Here is a 13481-nt window from a genome sequence, read left to right as displayed (position 1 = left end):
GCCGCGGGCGCCAGGGCCGCTTCGGCCGCCGCGTATGCCGCGCAACGGCCGCTGCCGCGGCGGTGCCGCCCTGCCGCGCAGCCGCGCCGCCGCCGAGACCGCTCAAAGTGTCGCTACGCCGCGGGCGGTAGCAGCAGTTTGCGCGGTCTCGAAGTCTGGTCCCGGCACACCGCAACTCTTATACGCTAAGCGCCGTCGATTGCCCAGCCCTTGCGGGGGCGATACGGCAAGAATATTGTCACAGTGTTGCCCCGGTCCCTGGTGGCGTCGATCCAATCGCGCTCGGAGAGGACATGATGATTACCAGCCCATCTCATGTCCAGGCGGCTGTCGCTCGTGGGCTGAAGACTGGCGGCCCAACTGAAGCCGCCAGAAGTTTCTGCCATGATCACGGTCTCGAGTTGAGCGAAGTGAGCACTCACGGTTGGCTCATTCGATCGCAGGATAGGTCGGGTGAGTTCCAGGGGTTGCTGGGGTGCATCGAAGAGCGCGCGCAGCGCTTCGAACTCATGCAGATCGGCAGCAACTTTCGGTGGTCCACCTTCGACACTCTGCAGGATGCCCTGACGCACCTTCTTGCCGTCGCACACATTCCCCTGGGACACGAGCAGCCTCCTCAGCCCCTGGCGGATCCTCGAGCATGGTCGGCGCCGCTGTGAGCGCGCTCAGTGTCAACCCGCCCTGGACACCGCGGCCTGTGCCGGCACCCACGCTGTCAGCGCCGAGATTATCCGTCGCCAGTACGTCGGTTCGCAGGGTTGCCGACGAACTCGACGCGGTTGTGCGGGACTGGATCGGTGACCTTCGCCCCACTGCGTGAGACCGGTGGCGGCGGGCTCTGGCTGAGGTCCACATCTCCGCTGGCGCCCGCGCCCTACGCCTTCGGCCCGCCCGCCACGTACAGCACCTGGCCCGAAACGAAGCTGGCCTCGCGAGAGCAGAAGAACGAGGCGGCGGCGGCGATGTCGTCTGGCTGGCCGACTCGTCGCACCGGAATGTCTTTGGATGCGGCATCCAGGTAGGCCTCGAAGGTGATGCCCAGGCGATCTGCCGCCATCCGGAGCATGTCCGTGGCGATGATGCCGGGCGCGATGGCATTGACGGTGACGTTGTACGGCCCGAGCTCGATCGCGAGGGTCTTGGTGAAACCCTGGAGGCCGGCCTTCGCCGCGGCATAGTTTGCCTGCCCACGGTTGCCCAGCGCCGAGGTGCTCGACAGGTTCACGATGCGGCCCCATTTCGCCTCGACCTGGTGCTTCTGCACCGCCCTCGACATCACGAAGGCACCGCGCAGGTGAACCGAGATGACGGCGTCCCAGTCGTCATCCGTCATTCTGAACAGCAGGTTGTCGCGCAGGATGCCGGCGTTGTTGACGAGCACGGTGGGCGCGCCGAGCTCGGCGGCGACCAGGGCCACGGCGTCGGCAGCGGCGGTCGAGTCCGCGACATCCGCCCCCACGCCGATCGCGGTGCCGCCGCCGGAGCGAATCTGGGCAACGGTGGCGGCGGTGTCTTCCTCGCGGAGATCGAGTACGCCCACGGAGTAGCCGTCAGCCGCGAGCCTGACCGCGATTGCCGCTCCGATTCCGCGGGCGGCTCCGGTCACCAGTGCAACAGTCATGACTCTCCTTCGAATCGGGCGGCCTAGCGGTGTTCGGGGTTGCCCTCGAAACCTGACCGTCACCATTGTCCCAATCTTTTTGCAGGTTCCCTTTCGCCGGGATACCACCGGCATCTTTGAGCAGCGTCGCGAGGTGCATCAGGTTTCATGCCATGAACGTGGTGTTGCGGTTGGTGAAGTCGTTTTCGGGGCCTCCCGAACCCTCATCCAGGTAACTCCGTCCCGGCCCGGCCTCCCCGATCCACCCTGCGTCGGCTCCGGGCGGGATCGTGTACCCGATGTGTTGCATGCTGTACAACACGTTCGAGGCTACGTGCTTCACGCCATCCTCATTGCCGTCGACACTCCCTTGCTTTCACCGGAGCCCCGTCAGAAGAATCTTCGGGAAAGCGCGAGAATCTTCGGGAAAACGCGTCATAGTCGGCGGTCATCGCAGTCTCTTAATTCGAGGAAAGCTAGTGCATCCACTTCCCGCACGAGACAATGGGGATTGGATCTGGGGAATGGATCAGGGGGATGAGAAGAATCGACGACTCGAGGCTCACCGTCTCGGATGAAACACTGGTCGAGCAGACGCGCTCGGGAGATCAACGCGCGTTTGCCGAACTGTGGCGTCGTCATGTCCGCTCGGGTGCACGAGTTGCCCGCCAGTTCACGTCGTCAATAGATGCGGATGACCTCGTTGCCGAGGCATACACGCGCATCTATCGACGTGTTCTGGCGGGTGGCGGGCCGACCGGTGCGTTCCGCCCCTACCTCTACACGACCATCCGGAACCTCGCGTCGACCTGGGGCGCGGCCTCACACGATGTCCAGGTCGACGAGATCGCCGACTTCGAAGATCCGACCACCATCGACGACCCGGTCGCGCTGGCGCTCGATCGCACACTCACGGCCCGTGCTTTTCGCAGTCTTCCGGAACGCTGGCAGACTGTGCTCTGGTACACCGAGGTCGAAGGAATGGACCCACACGAGGTCGCGCCGATTCTCGCCATGACGGCAAACGGCGTCGCGGCTCTGTCGTACCGGGCACGCGAGGGCCTGCGCCGAGCGTGGCTTCAGGCGCACATCACTGACGCGTCGTCGGCGGGCGAGTGCCGGTGGACCATCTCCCACATCGGGGAGCACGCCCGGCATGGGTTGACGACCCGCGACACCGAACGCCTGGGTTTCCACCTGACCACCTGCGCAAAGTGCGCGATCATCAACGACGAGGTTGACGAGGTCGGCTCCCGACTGGCGCTCGTGATGCTTCCCATCCTGCTCGGCGGGGTCGCCGGCGGTACGATGCTCGCGTCCTACGCGAGTGCAGGTTCTGCGGCCGCCGCCAGTGTAGCGATCCCCACCGTTCCCCTCGGCATCGGTTCGGGGGCCGCTACGGCCAGCGCTCTCGGGTTCTTCGGGATTGCCGGCGCACCCCTCGCGATCGTGGGCGTCGTCGCGCTCGCGGTGGCGGTCTCCGGCGCCGTGGTCACGACGGGGACGACTCCGGATGACACGGTCACCTCGGTCTCGCAGGGCGAGGCCCCGAGCACCCCGGGCTCCCAGACGGCTGCGCCGACCGCCGATCACCCTGTCGGCCCGGATGATCCGACCAACCTCGGCGTCGCCGGGGTTGTTGTCCCCGGCGCCACCCCGGGCGTAGCGGACAGCCTCGTTGGCGCGGCCGGCGATAGCCTGAGCGGCGATCTCGGTGGCGTTCTTGGCGGTGCCGCGAGTGGTGTCGTCGAGGCCGTGGGTACGGTGGTCGCCGCCACTATCTCGCTCGATCTCTCGGGCACTGCAACGGCCGGGGCCACCGTTTCTCTGCAGGCCGCAGGGCAGGTTTATGCGACTACGACGGTAGACCGCGACGGCAACTGGGCGATTACTGTGGCGGGTGTCCCGGCGGGGCTTGCCTCCCTCGACCTCGTCCAGCAGGTCGACCGCGCCTACCTTAAGGGCCTGCTTCCCGGCGGCGGAGTTCTCGCGACGGTGCTCGGCACCGTCGACGGTCTCGTTGACGCACTAATCAGGCCGCTGCGGCTCTCGGGCGGCGGCTCGGGAGTCGCCATCAACCTGCGCGGGTGACCCCCACGCCAGGAAAGGCCCTAGGCCGCCCCCTCACCCGCGATGTTCATAACTCCTGCACATCGTCGGACCGGACGGCTTGGTGGCCCGGACTTCCGGGCAATGCGGGCTGTGTTGCTGGCTTTTTGCACGCCAGCCGACAGAAATTGCAGGAGTTACGAACACGTCGAAGCGGGCTGTGCCGTGGCGAGGCACCAGCAGGACCATCCTCCAGGGAAGGCCCTAGGCCTTCCCTCGGAGGATGGCTTGTTTGACCTCGGCGATGGCCTGGGTCACCTGGATGCCGCGGGGGCAGGCGTCCGTGCAGTTGAAAGTGGTGCGGCAGCGCCACACGCCCTCTTTATCGTTGAGGATGTCAAGGCGCACCTGGGCGTTCTCGTCGCGAGAGTCGAAGATGAAGCGGTGCGCGTTGACGATCGCGGCCGGGCCGAAGTACTGGCCATCGGTCCAGAACACGGGGCAGCTCGAGGTGCAGGCCGCGCACAGGATGCACTTGGTGGTGTCATCGAATCGTGCACGTTCCACGGGGCTCTGCTTGCGCTCTTTGCCGTCTTTGGGCACGCTGCCCGCCATCAGGAAGGGGTTCACGCTCTTGAAGGAGTCGAAGAACGGCTCCATGTCGACGACCAGGTCCTTTTCCAGCGGCAGGCCCTTGATGGCCTCGATGGTGATCGGCTTCGAGATGTCGAGGTCTTTGATCAGCGTCTTACACGCCAGTCGGTTGCGGCCGTTGATGCGCATGGCATCCGAGCCGCAGACTCCATGGGCACACGAGCGGCGGAATGTCAGCGAGCCGTCCTGTTCCCACTTGATCTTGTGCAGGGCGTCCAGCACGCGATCAGTTCCGTACATTTCGACTTCGAAGTTCTGCCAGCGTGGCTCGTCATCCACTTCGGGATCGAAGCGTCGCACGACCAGCGTCGCCGTGAACTTCGGAATCTCGTCCGGGGTGGCTGGCTTGCTCTCCATGACAGCGTTACTCATCGGGATCTCAGTACTTTCGTTCCATCGGTGGATAGTTGGTGATCACGACGGGCTTCCAGTCCAGTCGGATGTGCTCGCCCGCGTCGGCGGACTCAGGGTCGCCCACCCGGTAGGCCATCGTGTGCACGAGGAACTTCTCGTCGTCGCGCTTCGGGAAGTCTTCGCGCATGTGCCCGCCGCGCGATTCGTGGCGGGAGCGAGCCGAGTAGACGAGCACCTCGGCGAGGTCGAGCAGAAACCCGAGCTCCACGGCTTCGAGCAGGTCGGTGTTGAACCGCTTGCCCTTGTCCTGCACCTGGATGTTCTTGTATCTCGCGCGCAGCGACTCGATCAGCTCGGTGACCTCTTTCAGGCTCTCCTCCGTGCGGAAGATCTGCGCGTTGCGGTCCATCGAATCCTGGAGCTCCTTGCGGATGACCGCGATACGCTCCGTGCCATCTCCCGCACGAACCATGTCGAGGATGGCCTTCACGCCGCCCGCGGGGTTCTCCGGAAGGGGTACGAATTCGGCGGTCTTCACGTACTCCACCGCGTTCTTGCCTGACCTCTTGCCGAACACGTTGATGTCGAGCAGCGAATTGGTTCCGAGACGGTTCGACCCGTGAACTGATACGCAGGCGCATTCGCCTGCGGCGTACAGCCCCGGCACGATGTCGGTGTTGTTGCGCAACACCTCGGCGTTGATGGTGGTCGGGATGCCGCCCATCGCGTAGTGAGCGGTGGGCAGCACGGGCACGGGTTCCGTGTACGGCTCGACACCGAGGTAGGTGCGGGCGAACTCGGTGATATCCGGAAGCTTCTCGTCGATCACGGCCGGCTCGAGATGGGTGATGTCGAGGTACAGGTAATCCTTATTGGGGCCGGCTCCGCGACCTTCCCTGATCTCGAGGGCCATCGACCGGGCGATGATGTCGCGGGGCGCCAGGTCTTTAAGGGTGGGGGTGTACCGCTCCATGAAGCGTTCACCCTCGGCGTTGCGAAGTATGGCGCCTTCACCGCGGGCGGCTTCGGAGAGAAGGATGCCCAGCCCGGCAAGACCGGTCGGGTGGAACTGGAAGAATTCCATGTCTTCGAGCGGCAGACCCTTGCGCCAGATGATCCCGACGCCGTCAACGGTGAGGGTGTGAGCGTTCGAGGTCGTCTTGTAGATCTTGCCGAAGCCACCGGTGGCGAAGATGGTGGCCTTCGACTGGAAGACATGCAGGTCGCCGGTGGCGAGCTCGTACGCGACGACACCGGACGGTTGCTCGACGCCATCCACCTCGGTCATCACCATGTCGAGCACATAGAACTCGTTGAAGAAGTTGATGCCGAGCCTGACGCAGTTCTGGTACAGCGTCTGGAGGATCATGTGGCCCGTGCGGTCGGCCGCATAGCAGGCGCGACGTACCGGTGCCTTGCCGTGCTCGCGAGTGTGACCGCCAAACCGTCGCTGGTCGATCTTGCCGTCGGGGGTGCGATTGAAGGGCAGTCCCATGTTCTCGAGGTCGATGACCGCGTCGATGGCTTCTTTCGCGAGGATCTCGGCGGCATCCTGGTCGACCAGGTAATCGCCACCCTTGACGGTGTCGTAGGTGTGCCACTCCCAGTTGTCGTCTTCGACGTTGGCGAGCGCTGCGGCCATTCCGCCCTGTGCCGCGCCGGTGTGGGAGCGGGTAGGGTAGAGCTTCGAGATCACGGCGGTGCGCGCATGCGGCCCGGTTTCGATCGCGGCACGCATGCCGGCCCCGCCCGCGCCCACGATCACGATATCGAATTGGTGGTAGTGAACGCCATCGACGATGGCTCCGTCGTCGATCATTCCGTTGTCAGTGCTCGTCATCTAGCGCACCGGGCAAAAGCTCGGGAGCAGTTCGGCGGCGGTGCCTGCCGGGCATGGGTCAAGAGTGTAGATCACGAGGGTTCCCAAAATAATCAATATGGAGGTGGATGCGGCGACCGCGCTCAGAAGCACGGTGCGTACGAGTGTGTTGTTCGCGTAGTCGTTGATGAGGGTGCGCATGCCGTTGCCGCCATGGATGAGCGCGAGCCACAGCAGTGCGGTGTCCCACACCTTCCAGAATGGGTCGGCCCATTTGCCCGCGACGAAGGCGAAGTCGATGGCCTTGACGCCGTCGCCGGCGACGAGGTTGACGAAGAGGTGGCCGAAAATCAGCACGACGAGAACGACACCACTCGCGCGCATGTAGATCCAGCCCCACTTCTCCCAGTTCACGCCGCGACGAGGGCTCCGGGTGGTGGCGGGGGTGCGAGGTGCGTCGATGGTGGTCATGCGCCGCCTCCGAAAATGTGCATGAGCTGGCGGGGTACGAAGCCGATCATCAGCACGACCCACAGGCCGATGACGATGTAGAACATCAACTTCTGGTGCTTCGTTCCGACACTCCAGAAATCGATCAGGATAATCCGCAGCCCGTTGAGAGCGTGCAGCCCGATCGCGGCGACCAGGGCGATTTCGCCGAGCCCCATGATCGGCGTCTTGTACTGGTCAATGACCGCGTTGTACGCTTCTGGGCTGACTCGCACCAGCGCGGTATCGAGGATGTGCACGAGCAGGAAAAAGTAAATTGCAACCCCGGTGATGCGGTGCATCACCCACGACCACATCCCCTCGCGGCCCCGGTACAGCGTTCCCGCCGGTCGCGAGGGCATTTTAATGACGGGTGAGGCAGTCGCCAGGGTACCGGCCGACTTATCGGACACGCGAACGCTCCTAGTGGATTTCAGGCCACCCCAGTTGCGGCCAACGGACGTCCGGTTGACGGACTCTTTCAGTCTATTCCGACGAATGGATGCTCGCTGCGCAGTAGGCCCGAAATACACCGCTCTCGTCGCTCTTCTCGAAAGAATCGCCATTCCTTCATCGTGTGCTCGGGCTCGCATGGTGCGCCGGAGTGCGAACCCGACGGGAGATCGCGCGCGCGTAGTGGCCCACCAGTTCGTCGCAGGTCGACTCCCAGTCGCGGGAGAGCACGCCGCGGCGCCCGGCCTCACCCATCCTTGATCGCATCGCAACGTCGGTCGCCAACAGCTGCACACCGGCGCGCAATTGGGCGTTGTTGCCCGGCTCGTACAGGTAGCCGTTGACCGCATGCTCGACCAGATCGATGGGCCCGCCCGCTCGTGGGGCGACGACCGGGAGGCCGCTCGCATGGGCCTCCTGGATGGTCTGGCCGAAGGTCTCCTCGGTGCCGGTGTGCAGAAAGATGTCGAAGCTGCCATAGGCCGCCGCGAGATCGGACCCGGTGAGTTTGCCGAGCCAGGTGACGGGCATCCCGGCTAGTCGCTTCTTCACCTGGGGCGTAGACGGGCCGTCACCCACGATCGCGAGGCTCATTGCCTCCATGCCTCGCAGTGCGGCCATGCGCTCGACCTGCTTTTCGGGCGCGATGCGACCGACGTAGCCGATGACGGTCTCACCGCGGGGCGCGAGACGTTCGCGGAGGCGCTGGGCGGCGACGGTATTCCTGTTTCTAGGGTGGTAGCCGACCAGATCCACCCCGCGACCCCAGCGGGCGAGGCGACCCACGCCGGCAGTCTCGAGGTCGGCCATCGACGCGCTCGACGGAACCAGGGTGATGTCGGCGCCCTCGTGGATCCACCGCACCACTCGCCACGCAAATTTCGTCGCGGCACCCAGGTGATTGCGCCGCGCATAGCCCGCGACATCCGTCTGGAAGACGGCCACCGAGGGGATGCCGAGCCGCCCACCCGCCGCGATCGCTTGCGCTCCCAGCAGGAACGGGGATGCCGCGTGGATGACGTCCGGCCGGAAGTCGCCGATCAGCCGCTGCACCTGTGCGTTCGGCAGTCCCACCGGAAACTGCCGGTAGGCGAACGCGGGAACCTCGAACACGGGGAATCCGGCGTACCGTGCCGGTGCCCCCGCCGAGGGAACGATCACGATTGCCTCGTGACCACCACGCTGCAGATGGTCGAGCACCTGTTTCACGCTGGTGGTGACGCCGTTGATGGTGGGGAGGAAACTTTCGCTGACAACTGCTACTCGCATGTCGAATCCGCTCGATCGCCGTATCTTCACGGTAGGCGGGGCGGGTGTCTGGCCGGTGAATGCAGCATTAAGCCTATGGTGGGGGGCATGAACAACCCCTCCGCTTTCAACGACTTCTACAGCGTGATCCCGGCGGGTGGCATTGGCTCCAGGCTGTGGCCTCTGTCGCGTGCTGACGCTCCGAAGTTTTTGCATGACCTCACCGGGTCGGGCAAGACCCTGTTGCGCGACACCTGGGATCGGCTTGTTCCGCTGTCGGGCGCTGACAGGATCATGGTTGTCACCGGCCGCGCGCACCGCGCCGCGGTGGAGGAGCAGCTTCCCGACCTGACTGACCCCAACGTGGTGCTTGAGAGTGAGCCGAAAGACTCGTCGGCCGCGATCGGCCTCGCGGCGGCAATCCTGGTCAGGCGCGAACCTGACGTGATTGTGGGCTCATTCGCGGCCGACCACGTCATCAAAGACATGCGGGGGTTCCGGAGGGCCGTTGCCGAGGGTATCGCCGCGGCCAGGGCCGGATACATCGCCACGATCGGCATCACGCCCACCGATCCTGCGATTGGTTTCGGCTACATCCAGTGCGGGGCAGCCCTGGCGATCGACGGTGCGCCGTCTGCCGTGATCGTCGAATCTTTCGTTGAAAAGCCTGATCTGGCCACGGCCGAGCGCTACCTCGCCGATGGCGATCATCTGTGGAACGGCGGGATGTTCATCGCCCGCGCCGATGTGCTTCTCGCCCAGTTGGGCACGTCCCAGCCTGGGCTTCTGGCGGGGCTCACCGAGCTCGCCGAGGCGTGGGACACTCCCCGTCGCGGCGCCGTGGTCGATAAGGTGTGGCCCCGGTTGACGAAACTCGCGATCGACTACACGGTCGCCGAGCCGGCGGCCGCCGCGGGAAAGCTTGTGGTGATTCCCGGTGACTTTGACTGGGATGACGTGGGCGACTTCGCGTCGATTGCCAAGCTGCACTCCGGCGGACGCAAGTCAGACCTCGCGATCCTGGGCGAAAACGCGCGGGTGCTGGCCGATGCATCCACCGGCGTCGTTATCAGCGGCAGCGGTCGCCTGATCTCGCTGATCGGAGTGACCGACATCGTGGTGGTCGACACTCCGGATGCCCTGCTCGTGACCACGACGGCCAACGCCCAGCGGGTGAAGTCCGTGGTCGATGCGCTGAAGCTGTCCGGGCGCAACGACGTGCTCTGACGCGCGCAGCGGATTCGCGTGCTGCCCGCCCCGCCCCTGACCCGTCGGAAATGACGGAGAAATCTCGTTCTGGGGCGGGATGATGTACAAGTAAAGTCCCGTCAGCTGTACAATTATGGGATGGATGTGGCGATCAGCACCTTGCGAGCAGAACTATCAACGTGGATCGAACTGGTTCAGAGTGGTGAAGAGGTGGTGGTGACCGATCGAGGCATTCCGGTAGCGCGGCTCGTGCATGTTGACACCGCGCCGCTCCTTGAACGGCTCTCCCGGCAGGGCGTGCTGAATAAGCCGCGCGGCGGCCAGCGGCCAGCCTCGCGCGACATCGTGAGGGCTCATGCCAGCGGACCGGTCGCCGATCTCATCACCGAGCAGCGCCGATAACCCCACATGGCAATCGTGTACTTCGACAGCAGCGCCTTCGTCAAGCTGGTCGTGGAGGAAGACGGCAGCAACCTCGCCGCCGACCTGTGGGATGGCAGCGATGCTGCCGTAGCGAGCAGGCTTGCCTACCCGGAGGTGCGCGCCGCCCTCGCTGCTGCGGGGCGCGATCATCGTTTGACACCTCCGGAACAGGCTCGTGCGGAAGCCGGATGGGAAGAGTTGTGGATGACCGTCCGGACGGTCGAGCTTACCGACGCCGTCACCGCACATGCCGGCGAACTGGCCAGCACCCATGCCCTGCGGGGTGCCGACGCCGTGCATCTGGCCAGCCTGCTCGCCATCGGCGCAGCAGATACTCTGTTCGCCGCGTGGGACCAGCGGCTGCGAACGGGAGCACAAGGGATGGGCATTCGGCTTGTTCCATGATCGAGGCGATGGGGACACTCCGACCTCCATAGGGAATCACGAGCCAAAGGGAGCCGAGAGATGAGTGGCCGACCGCCCTACAAACCTCCGCGACTCGTACTGATTGACGGTCCAATTTGTTACATGTAACGTGATGTTATGGCTGTAAGGGATCGCGTCGGTGCACATCGAGAGCGCATGCGTGAGCAGGGCTTCCGCCTTGTGCAGGTCTGGGTGCCTGACGTGCGCTCCGAAGGGTTTGTCTCGGAGGCCCACGGCCAGTCTGTTGCTGTTGGCGCTCTTGATCGTCGATCCGACGATCAAGACTTCATCGACGCTGTAACGGTCGGCTGGGACGAGTGAACCGCGGTGAGATCTGGTCCGTAGCGGGGGGCGTGTACGCATCAAAACTCCGACCAGCTCTACTTCTGCAGGACGATCGATTCGATGGCACCGATTCGGTCACCGTCTGTCCCCTCACGTCCACTGACGCGTCAGCGCCCCTGTTGCGAGTTCCTGTCCCTGCCGACGGTCTTAGCGGGCTCGATTCACAGAGTTGGATCATGGTTGACAAACTGACGACCGTGCGTCGTTCGAATGTTGCCCATCGAATAGGCCGACTATCCGCTTCACAACTCGTCGACGTTGAGCGACTTATCATGGTCTTCCTCGGAATCGCCGACTAACGAGAGCTTACGCATCTCGCCGAGCGCGCACGCTGGCCGACGTCGGCGAGGTGCTGGCCAGTGTCAGCCGGACTGGTCGCGAGCAAGCCCGGTGCCTGGTACGAAGCCCGGGTTGACAGAGATGATGTTGACCGCCTCGGGCAGTCGACGGTCGAATCTCATGCACGAGATAGATCGTCGCCAGCGTGCTGGTGGAATACGCCGTCCGTCCGTCCGCGGTCGTCGACGGCCTGTCACAAGCGGACACCCTGACGAGCGTGTCGCGAGAGCGCGGAGGAACACGAGGTTGACGACGACGTTGGTCATGAACGTCGACTCGAGTCCGTCGGGGCTCCGGTTGCCCTGCTTGTGCCCCCGACGGCCGATGCCCAGGGGATCCGCGTGCGGTCAGGACCGCCGGGCCTGGGCAGGTCCCCGGTGGCAACGTATGGCACAGTGCCATACGTTGCCGTCCGCCGTGCCTGCCGTGCCTGCCACCCGTCTGAACCCGTCCGCGCCCGTCCGAAACGACGGAGAAACTCCGTTCCGCAGTGGCGCGGTCCGTAGAACCGCGGGCCGGAGCGCGCTGGGCTCCGTCATTTCGAACGCTGGCCGCAAGCACGTGAGGAGGACGGCGGGATGACTCAGTGTCGCGCCAAACCGGCACCGCGCCAGCCACGAAGCTTCCCGATCGCTTCGCGGGTACCTGGCATATGCCGCGCGATACTGTGCCGGTGCACACGAGATGCCGTAACGAAAGAATAACGAACGGATTTCTGCCTGCCACCAGCAGGCTACCGCCCAGTCGACATGGCTAGCGTCGAGGGCAAGGCCGTCGCGGTGGCGGTAGAAAAGCCAAGGAGCGCCCCATGTCGAAGTCAACCGCACTGCGCGCAAGCGTCGTGGCAGGAGCCGCCCTGCTGTTGCTGGCGGCGTGTGCCCCAGCGCCCGAGAAGCCCGGCGCCACCGGCGGAGCCGAGCAGTTCTGCGCCCGCATGGTCACCAACTCCGGTGGCCTCGATGACCGGTCGTTCAACGACGCCAGCTGGAAGGGCATGCAGCAGGCAGGCAAAGACTTCGGCATCGACGTGGATGTGCTCGTCTCCACCTCCGAGACCGACCTCGCACCCAACGTTCAGCAGGCCGTCGACACAGGGTGCGGTTTCATCCTCACCGTCGGCTATGAGCTCACCCCGGCCACCACCGAACAGGCCGCAGCGAACCCCGACGTCGACTTCGCCATCGTCGATGATGTGGCGGATGCCCCGAACATCAAGCCGCTCGTCTTCGACACCGCGCAGGCCGCCTTCCTGTCGGGCTACCTCGCCGCCGGAGTGTCGCAGACCGGAAAGGTGGCCACCTTCGGGGGCGGCAACCAGCCTCCCGTCACCCTGTTCATGGATGGCTTTGTCGACGGTGTCGCGAAGTACAACGAGGTGCACGGAACCGCGGTGCTCGCCCTCGGATGGAATAAGGCCACCCAGGACGGCGTCTTCACCGGCGACTTCGAGGACATCAATAAGGGCCTCACCGTGACACAGGGTTTCATCGACCAGGGCGCCGATGTCATTCTGCCGGTCGCTGGCCAGGTGGGCGAAGGTGCTGCCCGGGCTGCCCTCGATTCTGGCGGCAAGGCATCCATCATTTGGGTTGATTCTGATGGATACGACGTGCTCTCGCCCGAATTCCGCCCGGTGTTGCTGACCTCCGTGCTGAAGAACACCGGTGACGCGGTGGTGTCGATCGTGAAGTCCAGCAAGGACGGCGCCTTCGACAACACGCCGTACATTGGCACCCTCGACAATGGCGGGGTGGACATCGCTCCGTACCACGACCTCGCCAGCAGGGTCAGCGCCGAGCTGGGCGCCGAGATCGACCAGCTTCGAGCCGACATCATCTCGGGTGCGGTCGAGGTGACCAGCCCCAGCGCCCCTCGCTAGGAATTCGCCTCGTCATGGGGCCCACACCAGAGGTCGGGCTGGAGTCCCCCCGTCGCGGTTTGGTAACCATTGCGTGTCAGCTATCGGTTCTACTTCTCGGAGTTGACCTGACTCAGTAATCTAAAGTCACTACGACCCAGCCCTGATGGTTGGGCAGCATCCTGGAGGACACCTTGAGAATCACCTCACGCGGC

Annotated in this window: 14 protein-coding genes and 1 pseudogene; 7 read left to right on the top strand and 8 right to left on the bottom strand. The window is 64.6% G+C overall.

Annotated features, from left to right (window positions below):
• Positions 1-185: 185 nt before the first annotated feature.
• The 3 genes and pseudogenes from RMN95_RS10875 to RMN95_RS10865 form a co-directional block, all read right to left on the bottom strand.
• Positions 186-605 (bottom strand): hypothetical protein, encoded by a 420-nt coding sequence (locus tag RMN95_RS10875; protein WP_309616936.1) that lies wholly within the window; start codon positions 603-605, stop codon positions 186-188.
• Between the two features lie 269 nt (positions 606-874).
• Positions 875-1621, bottom strand: a complete 747-nt coding sequence (fabG, locus tag RMN95_RS10870) for a 3-oxoacyl-ACP reductase FabG (protein WP_309616935.1) — start codon at positions 1619-1621, stop codon at positions 875-877.
• A 23-nt stretch (positions 1622-1644) separates the two neighbouring features.
• A pseudogene (locus RMN95_RS10865) lies at positions 1645-1964 on the bottom strand (flavodoxin family protein); the annotation flags it as partial.
• Between the two features lie 173 nt (positions 1965-2137).
• Between RMN95_RS10865 and RMN95_RS10860 the strand changes: the two are divergent.
• Entirely contained in the window at positions 2138-3691 is a 1554-nt protein-coding gene (locus RMN95_RS10860) for a sigma-70 family RNA polymerase sigma factor (RefSeq protein ID WP_309616934.1), read from the top strand.
• A gap of 222 nt (positions 3692-3913) precedes the next feature.
• On the opposite strand, the gene RMN95_RS10855 is transcribed toward RMN95_RS10860, so the two are convergent.
• From RMN95_RS10855 to RMN95_RS10835, 5 genes are all read right to left on the bottom strand, one after another.
• Positions 3914-4675 carry a succinate dehydrogenase iron-sulfur subunit gene (locus RMN95_RS10855; protein ID WP_309616933.1) on the bottom strand — a complete coding sequence of 254 codons (762 nt, stop codon included), beginning with the start codon at positions 4673-4675 and terminating at the stop codon, positions 3914-3916.
• A 7-nt stretch (positions 4676-4682) separates the two neighbouring features.
• Entirely contained in the window at positions 4683-6497 is a 1815-nt protein-coding gene (sdhA, locus tag RMN95_RS10850; RefSeq protein ID WP_309616932.1) for a succinate dehydrogenase flavoprotein subunit, read from the bottom strand.
• The gene (locus RMN95_RS10845; protein ID WP_309616931.1) at positions 6498-6947 is read right to left on the bottom strand and encodes a succinate dehydrogenase hydrophobic membrane anchor subunit; all 450 of its coding nucleotides are present in this window, start codon (positions 6945-6947) and stop codon (positions 6498-6500) included.
• The gene (gene sdhC, locus RMN95_RS10840; protein ID WP_309616937.1) at positions 6944-7327 is read right to left on the bottom strand and encodes a succinate dehydrogenase, cytochrome b556 subunit; all 384 of its coding nucleotides are present in this window, start codon (positions 7325-7327) and stop codon (positions 6944-6946) included. Before sdhC ends, RMN95_RS10845 begins: the two co-directional genes overlap by 4 nt.
• A 208-nt stretch (positions 7328-7535) precedes the next feature.
• On the bottom strand, positions 7536-8687 hold the full coding sequence (locus RMN95_RS10835; RefSeq protein WP_309616930.1) for a glycosyltransferase family 1 protein: 1152 nt from the start codon (positions 8685-8687) through the stop codon (positions 7536-7538).
• 87 nt (positions 8688-8774) lie between these two features.
• Between RMN95_RS10835 and RMN95_RS10830 the strand changes: the two genes are divergently transcribed.
• The 6 genes from RMN95_RS10830 (at position 8775) to RMN95_RS10805 (ending at position 13287) form a co-directional block, all read left to right on the top strand.
• Positions 8775-9893 carry a mannose-1-phosphate guanylyltransferase gene (locus tag RMN95_RS10830; protein WP_309616929.1) on the top strand — a complete coding sequence of 373 codons (1119 nt, stop codon included), beginning with the start codon at positions 8775-8777 and terminating at the stop codon, positions 9891-9893.
• A gap of 120 nt (positions 9894-10013) precedes the next feature.
• On the top strand, positions 10014-10277 hold the full coding sequence (locus RMN95_RS10825; protein WP_309616928.1) for a type II toxin-antitoxin system prevent-host-death family antitoxin: 264 nt from the start codon (positions 10014-10016) through the stop codon (positions 10275-10277).
• Between the two features lie 6 nt (positions 10278-10283).
• Positions 10284-10703 carry a type II toxin-antitoxin system VapC family toxin gene (locus tag RMN95_RS10820; protein WP_309616927.1) on the top strand — a complete coding sequence of 140 codons (420 nt, stop codon included), beginning with the start codon at positions 10284-10286 and terminating at the stop codon, positions 10701-10703.
• A 138-nt stretch (positions 10704-10841) separates the two neighbouring features.
• Positions 10842-11045: an antitoxin MazE family protein gene (locus tag RMN95_RS10815; protein WP_309616926.1), complete on the top strand. Its 204-nt coding sequence runs from the start codon at positions 10842-10844 to the stop codon at positions 11043-11045.
• Positions 11042-11368 carry a type II toxin-antitoxin system PemK/MazF family toxin gene (locus tag RMN95_RS10810; protein ID WP_309616925.1) on the top strand — a complete coding sequence of 109 codons (327 nt, stop codon included), beginning with the start codon at positions 11042-11044 and terminating at the stop codon, positions 11366-11368. The genes RMN95_RS10815 and RMN95_RS10810 overlap by 4 nt, the downstream gene beginning before the upstream one ends.
• Positions 11369-12216: 848 nt before the next feature.
• Positions 12217-13287, top strand: coding sequence for a BMP family ABC transporter substrate-binding protein (locus RMN95_RS10805; RefSeq protein ID WP_309616924.1), 1071 nt, complete (start codon positions 12217-12219; stop codon positions 13285-13287).
• The last annotated feature ends 194 nt before the right edge of the window (positions 13288-13481 follow it).

The organism is Salinibacterium sp. (genome assembly GCF_031364185.1).
Taxonomy (GTDB): domain Bacteria; phylum Actinomycetota; class Actinomycetes; order Actinomycetales; family Microbacteriaceae; genus Rhodoglobus.
Note: the sequence above shows the minus strand (reverse complement) of the source record. Positions and strands in the feature narration are given on the sequence as shown.